The organism is Streptomyces sp. NPDC029674, assembly GCF_044903205.1.
Classification (GTDB): Bacteria; Actinomycetota; Actinomycetes; order Streptomycetales; family Streptomycetaceae; genus Streptomyces.
On the sequence record NZ_JBJDPY010000005.1, the window covers coordinates 1 to 17,761 of the forward strand.

General features: G+C 73.5%; 8 protein-coding genes. 2 read left to right on the plus strand and 6 right to left on the minus strand.

Annotated elements, in window-relative coordinates; translation table 11 throughout:
• Nucleotides 1-132 precede the first annotated feature (132 nt).
• The 3 genes from ACI2L3_RS13555 to ACI2L3_RS13565 form a co-directional block, all read right to left on the minus strand.
• The gene (locus tag ACI2L3_RS13555; protein ID WP_404752525.1) at nt 133-387 is read right to left on the minus strand and encodes a holin; all 255 of its coding nucleotides are present in this window, start codon (nt 385-387) and stop codon (nt 133-135) included.
• 115 nt (nt 388-502) lie between these two features.
• Nucleotides 503-1,069, minus strand: a complete 567-nt coding sequence (locus tag ACI2L3_RS13560; protein ID WP_404752526.1) for an NADPH-dependent FMN reductase — start codon at nt 1,067-1,069, stop codon at nt 503-505.
• A 12-nt stretch (nt 1,070-1,081) separates the two neighbouring features.
• Nucleotides 1,082-1,684, minus strand: a complete 603-nt coding sequence (locus ACI2L3_RS13565; RefSeq protein ID WP_404752527.1) for a YitT family protein — start codon at nt 1,682-1,684, stop codon at nt 1,082-1,084.
• Between the two features lie 132 nt (nt 1,685-1,816).
• Between ACI2L3_RS13565 and ACI2L3_RS13570 the strand changes: the two genes are divergently transcribed.
• Both ACI2L3_RS13570 and ACI2L3_RS13575 read left to right on the plus strand, forming a co-directional pair.
• A complete protein-coding gene (locus ACI2L3_RS13570) occupies nt 1,817-2,287 on the plus strand; it encodes a MarR family winged helix-turn-helix transcriptional regulator (protein WP_404752528.1) in 471 nt (156 codons plus the stop codon).
• Nucleotides 2,288-2,330: 43 nt separating this feature from the next.
• On the plus strand, nt 2,331-3,110 hold the full coding sequence (locus tag ACI2L3_RS13575) for an SGNH/GDSL hydrolase family protein (RefSeq protein WP_404752529.1): 780 nt from the start codon (nt 2,331-2,333) through the stop codon (nt 3,108-3,110).
• A 15-nt stretch (nt 3,111-3,125) separates the two neighbouring features.
• On the opposite strand, the gene ACI2L3_RS13580 is transcribed toward ACI2L3_RS13575, so the two are convergent.
• Genes ACI2L3_RS13580 through ACI2L3_RS13590 form a run of 3 tightly spaced genes read right to left on the minus strand, consistent with a single transcriptional unit; the run spans nt 3,126 to nt 17,451 of the window.
• Nucleotides 3,126-9,623, minus strand: a complete 6,498-nt coding sequence (locus tag ACI2L3_RS13580; protein ID WP_404752530.1) for an SDR family NAD(P)-dependent oxidoreductase — start codon at nt 9,621-9,623, stop codon at nt 3,126-3,128.
• A 2-nt stretch (nt 9,624-9,625) separates the two neighbouring features.
• Entirely contained in the window at nt 9,626-14,017 is a 4,392-nt protein-coding gene (locus ACI2L3_RS13585; RefSeq protein WP_404752531.1) for a type I polyketide synthase, read from the minus strand.
• The gene (locus tag ACI2L3_RS13590) at nt 14,017-17,451 is read right to left on the minus strand and encodes an amino acid adenylation domain-containing protein (protein ID WP_404752532.1); all 3,435 of its coding nucleotides are present in this window, start codon (nt 17,449-17,451) and stop codon (nt 14,017-14,019) included. The genes ACI2L3_RS13585 and ACI2L3_RS13590 overlap by 1 nt, the downstream gene beginning before the upstream one ends.
• Nucleotides 17,452-17,761: the final 310 nt, after the last annotated feature.

A 17,761-nucleotide genomic window follows, 5' to 3' on the forward strand; every position in this document is an offset into this window, starting at 1 on the left:
GGGCGGGCGGGGCCCGGCCGGCCCGCGGGCTGGCGCCCGTTGGGGCGGGGCGGGCGCCCGCGCCCCCCCCCCCCGGGGGGCGGGGGGCCGCGGGGGGGGGGGGGGGGGGGGGCCCCCCCCCCCCCCCGCCGCTCAGCCGACCGGTTCGCCCGCGCCCGCCGACGCGGTCGGCTGCTCCGTGATGCCGGGTCCCGCCGCTCCGGCCTCCGCGGCCCCGAGCGCCGTGAGTACGGCGAGGAACGCGGCGAGCCCCGCCGTCGCGAAGGCCGCGCCCCACGCGACGTCCAGCAGGCTGGTCGCCCCGGCGACGAGTACGGCGGCCAGTGCCTGCGCGAACGTGCGGATCGCGCGTTCCGTGGTGGCCTTCCAGAATGCTGCGGTCCACATGGCTGGCTCGCTCTCTCGTGACGACGGCTCGCCTATGGCATACCGCCGTGACGCCACACTGCCCAGGGGCCGGGTGCCCCGGGAAGCGGAGGGTGTGGTGCCTGTGGGAGCCCCCTCAGACAGCGGTCCGCTCCGCGGCGGCCAGCAGCGCCACCTCGTCGAGCACGGCCGCTGCCTGCGCGGCCAGCTCCGCCGTGGCCACGAAGTTTCCGTACCGGCCGGCCAGGCGCTCCTCGATGCCGGGGATCGACAGGCTCCGCCGCGCGGAACGCAGGCCCACCCGGCGCAGCACCGGCTGGATCATCTCGACGGCGGGGGCTCCGCCCGAGCTGCCCGCGCTGTAGCTGATCAGGCCCACCGGCTTGCCCTGCCACTCCTTCTGCAAGTAGTCGATGGCGTTCTTCAGGGGCGCGGTGAACCCGCCGTTGTACATCGGCATGACGAAGACGAAGCAGTCGGCGGCCGCGACGGTCGCGCTCCACTCCTTTGTGTGCCGGTGGATGTAGCGGCCTTCCGACGGGTGCTCGGGTTCGTCGAAGAACGGCAGGTTGACCTCGCCGAGGTCGATCAGGGTGGTGTCGAACTCCTCGCGGCCGGCGGCGAGTTCCGCGATCCAGGCGGCCAGCGGGCGGCCCGCGGAGGTGGGCCGGGTGCTGGCCGAGATGACGTGCAGTCGAGGCATCGTGCCGATCCTTTACGTGGTGGTGGCGTCATCCTTGGATGTGACGGCCGGGGCTGAGAAACGACGGATGGCGAGCTGGGCCATGGGGCCGATCGTCGCGGCGAACAGCAGCGTGCCGAGGCCGACCGTGCCGCCGAGCAGCCAGCCGACGGCCAGCACACAGATCTCGATCACGGTGCGTGCGCATCGGATCGAGATGCCGCGCCGCGCAAGACCGGTCATCAGTCCGTCGCGAGGTCCGGGGCCGAAGCCCGCTCCGATGTAGAGGCCGGTGGCCAGGGCGTTCAGCACGATGCCCGCGCACAGCAGCGGTACCCGTACGACGAGGGCTCCCGGTGCGGGCAGGAGAGCGAGCGCGGCCTCGGCGGCGAGGCCGACGACGAGGACGTTGCCGAGCGTGCCGATGCCGGGGCGGACCCGCAGCGGGATCCATGCGAGGAGCACGAGCGCGCCCACGATGTTCACCACCCAGCCGAAGGGGAGCCCCGTGGTGCGCGCCCCTCCCTGGTGCAGGGCGTCCCATGAGGGGAGGCCGAGATCCGCGGTGACCATGAGCGCGACGCTGACACCGAACAGGACGAGCCCGGCCAGCAGCCTCAGTGACCGTGTCAGCACCGGCGTCCCCCAGGCGTGTCCATGCCGCCCACCGTTAATGGTTGACGTGTCACGCATGACCGTAGGAGCGAGGTGAGTGACATGTCAACCATGCGAGTGACATGTCAACCATCTCTCCGATACGGTGGAGCCGTGACTCAGGAACCCCGCTGGCTGACCGACCGCGAACAGCGCGCATGGCAGGCGTACCGCCGCATGTTCCTGCTGCTCAACGCGGAGCTGTCCCGTGACCTCAACCGGCGGAGCGGACTCTCCGAACCCGACTACGACGTCCTGTCCAACCTGGGCGCAAGCCCCGACCACCGCCGCCGCGTCAGCGAACTCGCGGACCGCATGCTCTGGTCCCGCAGCCGCCTCTCCCACCATCTCGCCCGCATGCAGCAGCGCGGCCTCGTGGTGCGCGAGGAGTGCGCGACGGACGGCCGGGGCGCGGTGGTCGTGCTCACGGAGGAGGGGCTGCGCACGATCGAAGCCGCCTCCCCGCTGCATGTGGAGTCCGTGCGCCGGCACTTCATGGATCTGCTGACCCCCGAACAGATCGAGGCGTTCACCGAGATCGGAGAAACGGTGGTGGCCCGGCTCACCGGACCCGGCCCCGGGTGACACCTGCGACAGCGCGCCCCGGCGGGATACCATCGCTTCCGCCATGCAGATGAATGCCAACTACACCAGTCTCGTCGCGGTGGGCGACTCCTTCACCGAGGGCATGTCGGACCTGCTGCCCGACGGCAGCTACCGCGGCTGGGCCGACCTCCTGGCCGGCCGGATGGCGGCACACAGCCCCGGCTTCCGCTACGCGAACCTCGCGGTGCGCGGCAAGCTCATCGGCCAGATCGTCGACGAGCAGGTGGACGTCGCGGCCGCCATGCAGGCCGACGTGGTCACCCTGGTGGGCGGGCTCAACGACACGCTGCGCCCCAAGTGCGACATGCGCCGCGTCCGCGACCTGCTCGAAGAAGCCGTGGAACGTCTCGCGCCGTCCTGCAAGCAACTCGTCCTGATGCGCAGCCCGGGCCGCAACGGCCCGGTGATGGAGCGGTTCCGCCCGCGCATGGAAGAGCTCTTCACCCACGTCGACGACCTGGCCTCCCGGCACGGTGCGATCGTCGTGGACCTCTACGGCGCCGCGGCCCTCGGCGACCAGCGCATGTGGGACGTGGACCGGCTGCACCTCACGGCCGAGGGCCACCGCAGGGTCGCCGAGGCCGTCTGGCAGGCACTCGGCCACGACCCGGAGGACGACTGGCAGACTCCGCTGCCGGCCGCCGTGCCGCCGGGCTGGGCCATGCGCCGCATCGCCGACGCCCGCTTCGCCAAGCAGCACCTGGGGCCGTGGATAGGGCGCCGCCTCACCGGCCGCTCGTCCGGCGACGGACGAGCGCCCAAACGCCCCGACCTGCTCCCCTACGACGGCCCTCTCCCCTAGGACGTAGGGCCCGGATCAGCGGGGCCGTCGACGGCCCCGCGCGGAGTTGCGGCGCTCGGCCCGGGCCTGCGCCGCGGCTCGGGTGGGCGGCGGCGCCGCGGGGGTGTCGAGGAACGCGGCAAGGCTCGCGACGGTGGGGTGGCGGAACAGGTCGACCATCGAGAACTGGCGTCCCAGGGCCTCCTCCAGGAGGTTGTGCACGCGGGCGAGGTGCAGCGAATGCCCGCCGAGGTCGAAGAAATTGTCGTGCGGGCCCACCCGGTCGAGGTGGAGGACATCGCACCATGTTGCGACGACCAGCTCCTGGGTGGGCCCGGCCGGGGCGGCGGCACCGCCGGAGGAGGCGTCGCTCCCGACGTCGGCCGGGACACAGGTGGTGGGGTGGCCGTACCGGTCGGGGAGCGTGGCAGGGCGCTGTTCCGACGGAGCGGTGGTGTGCGCGCTCAGGCGGTGCACCAAGCGCGTGGGAGCGTCGAGCCGGCTACGGATGAACGGCTTGGACGAGTCGAGCCCGATCAGCACATGGGGGCGGTCGTGGCGCAGGGCGTGGAGGAAGGCCCGCACCCCCTCACCGCGGCCGATGGGGTGATAGCCGCGGGCACGGCTGGGTTCGGTGAGGTGGTGGCCGCGGCTCATGCCGGTCTCCTCCCACAGGCTCCAGGCGAGGCTGCGGACGCGGGGGCCGCCGGACCGGTGTGCCCTGGCATCCAGGTGCGCGTTGGCGGCCGCGTAGGCGCTCGCCAGAGCCGCGCCGAGAGCGCCGTTGACGGACGAGAAGCCGATGAGGACCGCGTCCGGACTGTCGGCGAGACAGTCCAGGAGGACCTGTGTGCCGGTGGTCTTGGACGCGAGGACCTCGGCGACGTCCTCGGGGCTCTGGGTGAGGAACGACTGTTGGCGGAAGGCTCCCGCGAGGTGGAGTACCGCACTGGGCTCTTGTGACCAGCGAGCGCGGGCCTGGTCCAGGGCGGCGCGCGTCTGCTCGAGGTCGCATACGTCGGCCGTGGCGTACAGGACGTCGTCACTGCGGGCTTGCAGGGCTCGCAGGGTATCCAGGCGGGCACGGGCGCCGGGGTCGGCCGGCGCCGCGGAGTCCGGGGACAGCGGTGTGCGGCCGAGAATAAGCAGTCGGGCGTCGTAGGCGTCGAGCAGGTGGGCGCAGATCTCGGCGCCCAGGCCGCCGAGACCGCCGGTGACGACGTACAGGCCCCCGTGCCGCAGGGGTGACCCGGTCGTGGCAGGGGTTTCCGGCAGCTGGGCGAGGCGTGGGGTGAGCCGGCGGCCGTCCCGTACGGCGGCTTCCGGTTCGCCGGGCCGGGCCGTCAGTTCGGCCAGCAGGTGGGGCAGGTCCGTCTCGGGGGCGCCGTCCCCGGGCAGGTCGAGGTGGGAGCCCGTGAGCCAGGGGATCTCCTGGACGAGGCTGGTGAGCAGCGCCAGGCGGGCCGCCCGGTCGCAGTCGGGGCGGTCGCCGGGGGCCGCGTGCTGGGTGTGGCGGCCCGCGACCCGCAAGCAGATCTCGCTGTCGGTCCCGTCCTCGTCGCGGCGGGCGGCGAGGGCCTGCACGAGGTGGATCAGGGCGGCCGTGCCGGAGGGGACGGGCCGGTCCGGGTCGGCCGGGGCCGACGGTGCGTACGTGGTGAGGTCCACGATCTCGCCCGGGGTGAGGCCGTCGGCGGCGAGGGCGCCGAGCAGCCGGCTGTGGTCGTCCGGGTGGTCGGGGCGTATGCGGTAGTGACCGTGGGCGAGCCTGTCGTACTCCTCGCCCGCGTCGACGCGGGCCGCGGAGCGTCCGGTCGCGGCGAACCGGGTCAGCAGCGCGTCGGCGAGCCCCAGCCGGTCGGAGAGGACCAGCACCGTGGCGTCGGAGGAGCGCCCCCGCTGAGGGTGTGCGGGGTGCCAGCGCCGTTCGTAGAACCAGTTGGGCAGGGTCCGTTCGTTGCCCAGGGCGAGGTCGGTGGTGCGGATCAGTTCGTCGAACGCGCCCGCGTGGAAGCTGTCGCGCAGCTTGGAGCGCTGGATCTTGCCGATCTCGGTCTTGGGGATGTCCTCGCGCTCCACGGGCAGGACGTGGCTGGGGTTGAGGCCGGTTCGCCGCACGAGGTGGGCGCGGATGTCCCGGATGGTGTCCGCGAGGTCCGCCGGGCCGACGCGCAGGTGGACGAAGAGGACGAGGCCGTCGGTGGTGGCTCCGGGGTCGCGGACCGCGCAGGCCGCGGTGAAGGAGTTCTCGACGCTGTCGAGTTCCTCCACCACGGACTCGATCTCGTGGCAGTAGTGGTTCACGCCGTTGATGATGAGTACGTCTTTGGCGCGTCCGGTGATGGTGAGGGCGCCGTCACGGAGAACGCCCAGGTCGCCCGTGTCGAACCAGCCGTCGGCGGTGAACGCGGCCTGGTTGGCCTCCGGGTTGTCGTGGTAGCCGGAGGTGACGGTGGGGCCCTTCACCAGCAGGCGCCCCGGTGTGCCCTCGGCCAGGGTGGTGTCGTACTCGTCGACGATGCGCAGGGTGGTGCCCGGCAGCGGACGGCCGACCTCCGTGAAGGAGGCGTCGTCGCTGGTGGTGGCGAGGGTGAAGGCGTCGGAGTACGTGACGGCCGACGAAGTCTCGGACATGCCCCAGGAGGGGCGCATCGCGGTGGCGGGCAGGCCGAGGGGGGCCAGGGCCGCCAGGAACCGCCGGGCGACGCGGGGCATGATGGCTTCGCCGGCGTTCTGGATGAATCGCAGGCAGGACAGGTCCAAGGCCGCTTCGGCTGCTTCCGCGACACGGTCGTTGACCAGGCCGAACGCGAAGTTGGGCGCCCAGGTCAGCGTCACCCGGTAGGTGTCGACGGCCTCCAGCCAGCGCAGCGGCTCCTGGAGGATCCACGCGGTGGGGGCGTGGATCTGGCGGCATCCGAGGTAGACGTCCCTGACGTGGAACATCACGATGCCCCCGACGTGGTCCAGGGGCATCCAGTTGAAGGACACCTCCGCGGGACCGAAGCCGTTGGCAGCGCTGGTGGCCGCGGAGCGGGCGAGCACGTTGCGGTGGCGCAGGGCGACAGCCTTGGGTGCACCGGTGCTGCCCGAGGTCAGCAGCAGCAGCGCGACGTCGTCGGGGCCCGCGGGGTGCGGTGTGCCGGGGCCGGCGGCGCGCAGCTCGTCCAGGACGCCGAGGCGCGGCGCGGTGGTCCAGGCGCGGCGTGCGGCGATCTCCTCCAGGGCGGTGGCGGTCGTGGCGTCGGTCAGCACCAGTGGCGCGTCCAGCAGCTTCAGGGCTCCCGCGAGCCGGTCGACGGCGGGGCCGTCCTGGGCCGCCGAGACGGGCGCCAGGGGTACGGGGACGATGCCGCCGAGCACGCACGCCCAGAACGCGACGAGGAAGTCACGGTGGTCGGGGCACTGCAGGAGGGCGCGGTCGCCGGGGGTCAGGCCCGCCGCTTGCAGCCCGCCCAGGACGCGGCCCGCTTCGGCCGCGAGCGTGGCGTAGTCGAGTTCGCCGGCCTGTCCCTGGTGGTCGAGCAGCAGGATGCCGCCGTCGGCGGTGGCGGCGGCGGCGCGGTGCAGTGCCTCGGGGAGGGTCGCCACGTCCGGCACCGCGCTGCCGGGGCCGGTGAACAGGGCCGGGCGGGCGGCCGCGTCGGCGGTCGCGCGGGGGGCGGCGGAGTCGGCGGGGCGGGCGGAACCGCCGTCGTCCGTACGTCCCTTGGTGAGCGGCGCGGCGGTGCCGGTGTGGACGCGGCCCCGGTGGCTCGCGGCCGGGTCCTCGGTGAGGGCGATCTTCGACGTGGGCAGGGCGCGCTCCCACTGCCGGATCACCTCCTCGTCCAGTACCGGCAGGGCGCGCAGGGCGGCCTCGTCCAGCAGGCCGCCGCGGGTGCGGGGCAGGGAGGTGACAGCGACGTAGGCGCTCGGCACCAGGGCGGCGGGCAGCAGTGACGCGGCGTGGGCGCGCAGCCGGGCGGGGTGGAAGCCGCCGGTGGGCACCACGTAGGCGACCAGTTCCTCGACGCCGTCGGTGGTGGTCCGCGCGAGAACCGCGCAGGCACCGAGCGACTCGTCGCGCAGCAGGGCGTTCTCGATGTCGGCGGGGGTGGCGGTGAGACCATCGCGGCGCACCTGGCCGACGGTGTCGTCGAGGGTGAGGCGGCCGTCGGGCAGGAGACGGCCCCGCCAGGTCAAGGGCCGCGCGGACGCGGGCACGTGCAGCAGGCCGGGGATGCCGGGCGCGAGCGGTCGGGAGCGGGCGTCGACGACGGTGGCGGGACGGTTGCCCGGCCGACCTGTGCTGAGCTCGTGGTCGGTCAGCCCCGGCGCGCAGTGCAGGGCGGCGACGTAGCCTCCGGCTTCGGGAAGCGGCCACAGGCGGTGCAGCTCGGCGCCGGTGCCGGCGTGGAACCGGTCGGCGAGGCGGGCCGTCAGCCGCCCGCCGTCGGTGTGGACCAGGCGCAGCCGGGTGCCCTTGGCCGCGAGGGCGGTGGGCGGCAGGAACGCGACGGTCGCCGGGGTGTCCTCGGCGGACGGGGCCGGGTGGACGGCCGCGCCGTGCAGCAGCGGCCACAGGACTGCGTGGACGGCGGAGAGCAGCGCGTCAGGACGGTGGTGGAGCACGGTGTCGTCCGGGTTGAGCGGGGTGTACCGCTGCAGCCAGTCCACGGTGTCGCACAGCTGGGCGTGGGTGACCGGAACGGGTCCGCGCTCGCCGTGGACGACGGCGGCCGGGTCGGCGGGGCGTACGGGCGGGCCCTGCGGCTCTTCGGCGCCGTCGGGCAGGGCGGTCGGCAGGCCGGTGAGGTCCAGGGCGGGCACGGTGTCCGGCCAGGGCGGTGGGCCTGCGGTGAGCAGGACCCCGGCCCCACTGGCGGCGAGGAAGGCGCGGGCGGCCGCCTCGGGCAGCGCGGAATCGAGCGGGACGCAGACCGCGCCCAGCCGCAGCAGGGCGAGCGCCGCCGTCACGGAGACGGGCCCCGGTGGCAGGCACAGGGCGGCGCGGTCGCCGTGGCGCAGCCCCTGGGCGTGCAGCCAGTGGGCGGCGGCCCGCACGCGTACGTCGAGATCCGCGTATGTGTGCCGGTCCGTGCCTGTCGTGAGGGCCGTGGCCCGGGGGGTGCGGAGGGTCTGCGCGGTGAGGCGTGCCGGGACGGTGTCGGGTGCGAGGGCGGCCGGGGCGGGGGCGGCGTCCGCGTCGTGCAGGGGCAGGTCCGTCACGGGGCGTTCGGGGGTGCGGACGGCTTCGGCGAGGAGGCGGTGCAGATGGTCCGTCAGTCCGCGCACCGTGGACTCGTCGAAGAGGTCGGTGCTGTACACGATCGTGCCGCGCAGCTGTCCGCCGTCCTGCCAGAGGTGGAACTCCAGGTCGAATCGGGTCGACGCGCGCGGCAGCGCCTCCGCCCGCAACTGCGCGCCCGGCAGCGCGCGTTCGGTGTCCGGGCTGTTCTGCAGTGCGAAGAGGGTCTGGAACAGTGGTGTGCGGCTCGCGTCGCGATCGGGCTGGAGGTCCTCCACCAGCTTGTCGAGCGGCACGTCCTGGTGGGCGAAGGCACCGGCGCACATCTGCCGTACGCGGGCGAGCAGTTGGGCGAACGACGGTCCGCCGGACAGGTCGCCACGCAGTACGAGGGTGTTGACGAACAGGCCGAGCAGCGACTCGGTCTCGACCTGGTCGCGGCCCGCCACCGGAGAGCCGATCAGTATGTCGTCCTGCCCGGTGTAGCGGTGCAGCAGTGCGCTGACGCCGGCGAACAGGGTCATGAACAGGGTTGCCCGATAGGTGCGGCCGAGAGCGGTCAGCGCCTCGGTCAGTTCGGCGGGCAGGGTGAGGTCGACGCGAGCGCCGCGGAAGGTCTGCTCCTCGGGGCGCGGGCGGTCCACGGGCAGCCGCAGGCTCGGCAGGTCTCCGCTCAACTGCGTACGCCAATAGGCGAGTTGTCGTTCCAGTTCGTCGCTGGAGAGCCGGTCGCGCTGCCATTCGGCGAAGTCGGCGTACTGGATCTCCAGCGGCGGCAGACCGGTGGGCTCGCCGGTGAGGTGCTCGCGGTAGAAGGCGGTCAGCTCGCGGGTGAGGAGGTTGAGCGACCAGCCGTCGGTGATGATGTGGTGCTGGCAGAGGACCAGCAGGTGCCGGTCGGGGGCGGTGGTCACCAGCGCGGCCCGCAGCAGCGGCCCCCGGGTCAGGTCGAAGGGCCGGTCCACCCAGTCGAGGGCCCACTGCCGCTCCTGCTCGGGCGCCAGCTCCACGGTGTCGAGGGACGCGGCGCCGGAAGGGGCCACCACCTGGCGCGGTTCGCCGTTCTCCGTGGTGAAGGTGGTGCGCAGGATCTCGTGGCGCGCCACCACCTGTTCCAGGGCGGAGCGCAGCGCGGCCACATCGACACGGCCCGACCAGCGCAGCGCGAGAGGGATGTTGTAGTACGGGTTGTCCCGCTGCAGGTGGTGGAAGAACCACATGCGCTGCTGGGCGTAGGAGGCGGGGAAGCGCAGCAGTCCGGTGTCGGCGGGGGCGGTGGACTGGGGGTGCTCGGCCAGGGACACGGCTACTCCGTCTTGTCGGTCTTGTCGTGCTGCTCGGACGTCCCGCCCTGGGCGGCCGCGGCCGGCACGGCCGCCGGTCGGCCGCGGCGGGCGCTGGGGCGGATGCGGCCCGCGGTGGCCGGTGCGGCCTGCTCGACGAGGAGGATGAGGTCGGTGACGGTGGGGGCGTCGAAGATGCGGCGCAGCGACAGGTCGGCGCCGCACCGGTCGCGCAGCCGCGCCATCAGCTGCATGGCCAGGAGCGATTCCCCGCCCAGGTCGAAGAAGTTGTCGTGGACGCCGATGCCGTCGATGCCGAGCACCTCCTCCCAGACCGCCACGACCTCCTTCTCGCGGGGGCTCGTCGGGGCCGTGTAGGCCACGGACAGGTCGGGGCGCCGGTTGAAGGAGCGGCCGACGGCGGCGGCCGGAGGGCCGGCGGGCGCGTCGGCGCGGGGTGCCGTGCCGCGGCGGGCGACGACCAGAGTGTGGTCGCTCTCGTCGTCGGCGCCGGAGCGATCATCGGTGCCGGAGCGGTCGTCGGTCCCGGAGCGGGGGAAGGTGGTGACGTCGGCGAAGCCCTCGGTGCGCAGCAGCTCCTGCCACACCTTCGGGCCGACGAGCGGGGAGCCCTCGCGCAGGTCGTCGTCGAAGTACCACCAGCCTTCGTACAGGCCGGTGGTCATCAGTGACCAGCGCTGCTGCCGGGACGCCTCGAGCAGCATCGCCACCCCGTCGGGGACGAGGAGTCCGCAGGCGTGGCGCACGGCCTGGCGCAGGTCGGGGGTGGCGTGCAGCACGTTGAAGGCCAGGACCAGGTCGAAGGAGGCGGCCGGGTAGCCCTGCGGTGCCGGGTCACGGGTGATGTCGAGGACCCCGAACCGGAGGTCGGTCAACTCCCGCTTCTCAGCCTGGCGTTGGCCGTCGAGGACGAAGGAGCGGCCCAGGTCGGTGAAGTGGTACTCGACGCCGGGCAGGGAGCGCAGCTCTTCGGCCACGTCCCAGGTGAGATAGCCGCGTCCGGCACCGATCTCCAGGATGCGCACGGGTCGCCCACCGGCCTCGGCGGACAGCCTGGCGACCGTCCGGGCGATGAGCCGGCGGTAGAGCGGAATGTCGCTGTAGGCCAGGCGGCGGTCGATCAGGGCCCGCTGGCGCTCGTCGCTGCCGTCGGGCAGCAGCACTTCGGTGCCCGCCACCTCCCCGGACAGGACCTGCGGGTAGTGGCGTACGCAGTGATCGAGGTAGGCGAGGTCCTCGGCCTGGTCGGGGTGGGCCCGGACGAACGCGGCGGTGAGCGCGGCCGGGTCGCCGACGTCGGCGACGGCCGGTGTGAAGCGCAGCCGGTCGGCGTCGGCGTCGGCGTCGGCGTCGGCGTCGGCGTCGGCGTCGGCGTCGGCGTCGGCGTCGGCGTCGGCGTCGGCGTCGGCGTCGGCGGTCAGGATGCCGTCGTCGGCGAGCATGCCAAGGAGGGCGTCCACGAACGGCCGGTAGGCGGGGACGGTACGGAACGCGGCGTGGACGGCGGCGCGTTCGACGACCGAGCCGGGGGTGGTGGGGATGCCTGCCCGGCGCAGCAGCGCGCTGACATGGGCCGAGGCGAGGGCGTCGAGGTTCTCGGTCAGTCCCGCGGGCAGCCGGCGGGCGGCGTGCTCGGCGCGCAGGCGCTGCTCGGCGTCGGTCATCCAGTCGAGGTGCGCGTGGAGCTCGACCGGGAACCCCTGCGCCTGCGGGGGCTTCGCGGACCCGGCCACAGCGGTGAGCGGCTGGACGTCGATCCAGTGCCGGGTGCGGGCGAAGGGGTAGCCGGGCAGCGGGACACGGCGTGGGGCGTGGTCGGTGGGCAGGGCGTTCCAGTCGATGTCCGCGCCGTGGCTCCAGGCGTCCCCCACGGCTTGGAGGAGGGTGCGGCGGTCGGGCTCCCGGGCCTGGGGGTGGCGCATCAACGGCACCACCGGCGTGGCAGGACCGGCCTGGCTCCGGACCAGGGTGGCCAGGGCCCGTCCGGGGCCGACCTCCAGAACGAGTGGGTCGCCTTCCGCGAGGACGGTGCGCAGGCCGTCCGAGAACCGCACGGGTTCCCGGGTGTGGCGCACCCAGGCGGCGGGGTCCGTGGCCTGCTCGGCGGTGACCCAGTCCCCGGTGAGGTTGGAGACGTACGGGATGTCGGGGGCGCCGAGTCCGACGGTGCTCAGCGCCTGCGCGTAGGTGTCGAGGACCGGGTCGAGCAGGGGGGAGTGGGCGGCCGCGCCGAAGCGGATGCGCCGGTGGTCGATGCCGTGTTCCGTCAGCCGTCGTTCGGCGCGGGCCAGCGCGGGCTCCGGTCCCGCGAGGACGCACGCGCGGGGCCCGTTGACGGCGGCGAGCGACAGTTCCGGGTCGAGCGCTCTCGCCTCGGCCTCGTCGAGGGCCACTCCCAGCATGCCGCCGCCTCCGGCGGCACGGGCGAACAGTTCCTCGCGCCGTACGACCAGCGGCAGGGCCTCCTCCAGGCGCAGTACGCCGGACACGCAGGCCGCGGTGTACTCGCCGAGGCTGTGGCCGAGCAGCGCGGTGGGCCGGAGCCCCCAGGACATCACGAGCCCGGCCAGCGCGTACTCGGTGGACAGGAGGGCCGGGAAGACCCCGCCGGTCGCGGGTTCCTCCTCGTACAGCATGTGCCGCAGGTCCATGGGCAGATGCGGACGGAGGATCTCGGCGCAGCGGTCGATCTGCTCGCGGAAGACGGGTTCGCTGTCGTACAGGTCGCGGCCCATGCCGAGGTGCTGCGATCCCGCGCCGGGGAAGAGGAAGACCACCGGGCGTCCGGGGACCGCCCGGTGGGCGGGGCCGCCCGGAGTGAGCGCGCGGGCCGCTTCGGCGGTGTCGCGGGCGACGACGGCGCGCCGGTGGGGGTGGGCGCGGCGGCCGGAGTGCAGCGTGTGGGCCACGTCGGCCAGGGCGAGGCCCGGCTCGTCCTGGAGGCGTCGGCCGAGCCGGCGGCCGAGGTCGTCGAGGGCGTCGGGCGTGCGGGCGGAGAGCACGAGGACGTGTTCGGCGGTGCTCTCGGCGCGCGGCGCACGGGTGGGGGCCTCCTCCAGGACGACGTGCGCGTTGGTGCCGCCGATGCCCAGGGAGCTGACCCCGGCGCGGCGCGGGTGGTCCGCGGCGGGCCAGGGCCGGGTGGTGGTGGGTACGTAGAAGGGGGTCGTGTCGAGCGCCAGGTGCGGGTTGGGCGTGTGGAAGTTCAGGGTCGGCGGCACGGTGCGGTGTTCCAGGGCGAGGACTGCCTTGATGAGACCGGCGATCCCCGCCGCGGAGTCCAGATGCCCGATGTTGCTCTTGACCGAGCCGAGCGCGCAGTAGCCGGTGCGGTCGGTGTCGAGGCGGAACGCCCTGGTCAGCGCCGCGACTTCGATGGGGTCGCCGACCGGTGTGCCGGTGCCGTGGGCCTCGATGAGACCGATGGTGTCGGCGTCCACTCCCGCCAGGGTCCGGGCGGTGACGATCACTTCGGCCTGGCCGGCGGCGCTGGGGGCGGCGAAGCCCACCTTCCGGTCGCCGTCGTTGTTGACCGCGGTGCCCTTGATGACGGCATGGATGTGGTCGCCGTCGGCGAGGGCGTCGGCCAGGCGCTTGAGGAGCACAGCGCCTACTCCCTCGCCTCCGATCATGCCGGTGGCGTCGGCGTCGAAGGGGCGGCACCGCCCGTCCCGGGAGAACGGTCCGTCCTGCACATGGCGGTAGCCCCGGCGCAGGGCCGGGTTGAGGGACACGCCACCGGCGAGCGCGACGTCGCAGCGCTCGTCGAGCAGGTCCTGGCAGGCGAGGTGCACCGCGACGAGCGAGGTCGAGCAGGCGGTCTGCACGGACAGGCTGGGACCCGTCAGGCCGAGTTCGTAGGAGACGCGGGTGGCCAGCGTGCTGTTGACGTTGCCGAGCTGCGCGTGGTGCAGGGCCAGGCCGTCCCCGGCACGCACCCGGGGGTAGACGTGGTCGAGGAAGTAGCGGCTCTGCTGGGCCCCGGCGTACACGCCCACCATGCCCCGGGTGGTGCCCGGTCCGTAGCCGGCGTGCTCCAGGGTGTGGTGCGCGCATTCGAGGAAGAGGCGCTGTTGCGGGTCGAGCAGCTCCGCCTCGGCGGGCGGGTAGCCGAAGTACTCGGCGTCGAACTCGTCGATGCCGTCGACGACGGCGGCCGTCTTGACCAGGTGAGGATCGTCGAGCAGGTCCGGGTCGCCGCCCGCGGCGAGGTAGTCGGCGTCGCTGAGCGGGGTGACCGACTCGCGTCCTGCCGTCAGGTTGTCCCAGAAGGCCGTCAGGTCGCGGGCGCCCGGGAAGCGTCCCGCCATGCCGATGACGGCGATGTCCGTGTCGGAGTGCTCCACGTCGGTCGCCTCGGCGCCGGGTGCCGGTTCGTTCTCCACAGTCCTCATCACGTCCTCTCACCGGGTGCGTCGTGGGTCGCGGCGTCCGTCGTCCCCCGGGTCCCGCGCTGCTTGCGGCGCCGGGCCCGGGCGCGTACGCGTTCCAGCTCCGGGTCGTCGCCGTTGCCGGGCTGCCGGGAGAGGTGGGCCGCGAGTGCGGCCACGGTGGGGTGGTCGTACAGCTCGACCAGGGGGATGTCCCTGCCCAGGCGCTGCCTGTACAGGTTCTGCGCGCGCACGAGCAGCAGCGAGTGCCCGCCCACGTCGAAGAAGTTGTGCCGGGTGCCGATGTCGGTGCGGCCGAGGAGTTCGGTCCACACGGCGGCGACCTCGCGTTCCAGGTCGCTCTCGGGGCGGACCACGGCGACGGCGGGGGCGCGGGCCGGCTCCAGAGCGAGCAGCGCCGCACGGTCGGTCTTGCCCGCGGCGGTCAGCGGCAGGGCGGGCAGCAGGTGCAGTTCGCCGGGTACCGCGTAGTGCGGGAGGCGGGCCACGAGCCATGCGCGCAACTCGCCCTCCGTCACGTCCTGTTCGGGCACGCACCACGCCGCGAGCCGGTCTCCGCCCGGCTCCCCGGAACGCACCAGGGCCACGGCGCGGCGCACGGCGGGGTGGGCGGTGAGGGCCGCCTCCACCTCCCCCAGCTCGATGCGGAAGCCACGGACCTTGACCTGGTGGTCGGCGCGGCCGATGAACTCCACGCGCCCGTCCTCGCGGTAGCGGGCCAGGTCCCCGGTCCGGTAGAGACGCCCTCCGGGCTCGGTGCCGAACGGATCGGGCACGAACGACAGGGCCGTGCGTGCCGGGTCGTTCAGATAGCCGCGGGCCAGCGGCATTCCGCCGATGTGGATCTCCCCCACCACGCCCACCGGCACGGGTCGCAGGGAGGGATCGAGCACGTACAGGCGGGCGTTGGGGTTGGGCCTGCCGAGGGTGACGACCGCGCCGTCCTCGTCCTCGTCGAAGACCTGGCAGCTGATCCCGATGGTCGTCTCGGCGGGTCCGTAGCCGTGGTACATGGTGGCGTCGAGACGGTCGCGGAAGCGTCGGTAGAGCGCGGGGGTGAGCGCCTCGCCGCCGCACCAGAGGTGGCGGATCGAGCGGGCGGTTCTGGTGATGTCGTCGCGCTCGAGGAGGACCTCCAGCATCGAGGCGACGATGTAGAGGAAGGTGACCCGTTCCCGTTCGATCAGCTCGGCCAGGTATCCCACGTCGCCGTGTGCGCCGGGGTCCGCGAGGACGAGCCGGGCGCCGTTGACCAGCGGCAGGAAGATCTCGTTCACCGAGATGTCGAAGCCCATGGGCGCCTTGTGCAGGACACGGTCGTCGCTGGTCATGCCGAGCAGTGCGGACTGCCACACCAGGCGGTTGGAGATGGCCTGGTGGCGGATCATCACGCCCTTCGGGGTGCCGGTCGAACCTGAGGTGTGAATGACGTAGGCAACGTTCTCCATCGCGGGCTCGCCACCGGTGGCGGCCGGGCCCTCGACCGGGGCCAGGGGGTGCGCGAGGTCGAGCACGGGGACGTCCAGCGGTGGTGGTGCGGCGGTGTGCCGGCTGTCCGTGAGCACCAGCAGGGGGCCACTGTCGCGCACGACGGACCGCAGCCGCAGAGCGGGCCAGTCCGGCTCCAGCGGCATGAACGCGCCGCCCGCCTTCAGTACCGCCAGGAGCGCCACCACCAGATCGGGCGTGCGGGCCAGGTGCACGCCCACGATGCGCTCGGGGCCCACCCCTTCGGCGCGCAGCCGGGCCGCCAAGTCGTCCGATCGCCGGTCCAGTTCGCGGTACGTGAGGGTGGTGTCCCCCGCGACGACGGCGACCAGGTCGGGGGTGCGGGCCGCCTGCTCGGCCACCAGGCGGTGCAGCGGGCGGTCCTCGGCGGGGTCCTCGCGGGAGCGGCTCCACTCGGTCAGTGCCCTGTGCTCCTCCGCCTCGGTGAGGAGCCGCAGTGCGCTCAGGGGTACGTCCGGGTGGGCGACCGCGTCCCGCAGGAACGTCAGGAGGTGGCCCAGCATCCGCTCCAGCGCCGTCGGCGAGAAGAGATCGGCCCTGCCGGTGAGCCCGAAGGCGAGCCCGTCGGGGGCCTCCCGCACTTCGAGGACGAGCGGGAAGCGCGCGGTGCCGTTGTGGTGCGGGTGTTCGGCGAAGGTCACGGCGGGAGTCACCACCCGGCGGGGCTGTGCGGTGACGAAGGAGAACACCGCGTCGAACAGCTGGGCCTGACCGACCGCGTCGGCGGGCCGCAGCGCCTCGACCACCCGGTCGAAGGGGACGTCCTGGTGGGCGAAGGCCTCGGCGCAGGTGTCGCGGGTACGGGCGAGGAGCGCGCGGAAGGAGGGGACGCCCGTCAGGTCGGTGCGGAGGACGACGGTGTTGCCGAAGTTGCCGAGGACGTCCTCGAATTCGGTCCGGCCGCGGTTGACGACGGGCGAGCCGACCGCGATGTCGCTCTCGCCGCTCCAGCGGTGCAGTACGGCCTGGTAGGCGGCGAGCAGCGCGGTGTGCAGCGTCACTCCGCTCGTGCGGGCCAGCCCTCGGAGGGCATGGCTGTCCTCGGGGCCGAGGAGTGCGTCGCACGGGACACCGTCCGTGTCGGCCCCTTCCGTGTCGGCGCCTTCCGTGCCGGGGTGGTCGAAGGGCAGGGCGAGGACCCCGGACCGTTGCCCCAGGTGGCTTTTCCAGTAGTCCAGTTGGTCGCTCCAGGCGCCGCTGTCAAGCTGCGCCCTCTCCCAGCGTGCGACATCGGCGTACTGCACGGACGGGCGGGCCGGCAGGGAACCTTCGGCGCCGCTCTCCACCGTGTACCGGGCGGCGAGTTCGTCGAGGACGCGCCCCCAGGAGGTGTCGTCGAAGGCGATGTGGTGCACCGTCATGGTGAGCAGGTGATCGGTCGGCGTGAAGCGGAACAGGCGCAGACGCAGCGGGGTCTCGTCGGCGAGCCGGAAGGGGCGGCGCCCCTCCTGCTCGATGACGCGTTCCGCCGCGCGGGCCCGCTCGTCGTCGGGCAGGGCGCCCAGCTCGGTGAGGTGCAGCGGGACCGCGTCGGGCGGAGGCAGGACCTTGCGGACCGGTGCCCCGTCGTCGCCGGCCGGATAGACGGTGCGCAGGATGTCGTGGGCGGCCACCAGGCCGGTGACGGCGGCGGTCAGCGCGGCGGGGGCGAGGTCACCGGTGAGCCGTATGCCACCGCACAGGTTGTAGGCGATGTCGTCCGGCCGCAGGTGCCGCAGGAACCACATGCGTTCTTCCGCGGCGGTCAGCGGCGTGCGCGCCGATCCGGCGGCGCCGTCCCCCGCCCCTCGGGCGGATATGGGGGCGAAGGCCGCGTCCGGCCGTTCAAGACCCGCCTCGGCCAGCAGCAGCCTGGTGAGTTCGCGCCTCTGCTCCTCGGGGGAAATCCCCTCGCGGGATATCTCGGTCCGGTCCTCGGTACTCGTCACTGCGCGGGTCCCCTGTTTTCTCTCTTCGGGACAGCGGGCCGGGTGCCCTGGTAGTGATTCTCGGCATTCCCGGAATCGTGGCTCTCCGATGGATCCGGTAATCGTCTCCATCGGCCCGGGCCGAACGTAGCAGCGGGGTCCGTGGGCGTCGTCCAACTCCGGTAGTCATCGACGTCTCCAACTGTGGTTCCGCGTTATGCGCGGCCGTATACCCGCCCTTGTCCGCGGCTCATCGCATATGTACGATCGCGGCTCCTCAGGCGGCCGGGAATTATCCGGAGACCTTGGCCACAGACGATGCCCCTTCGGG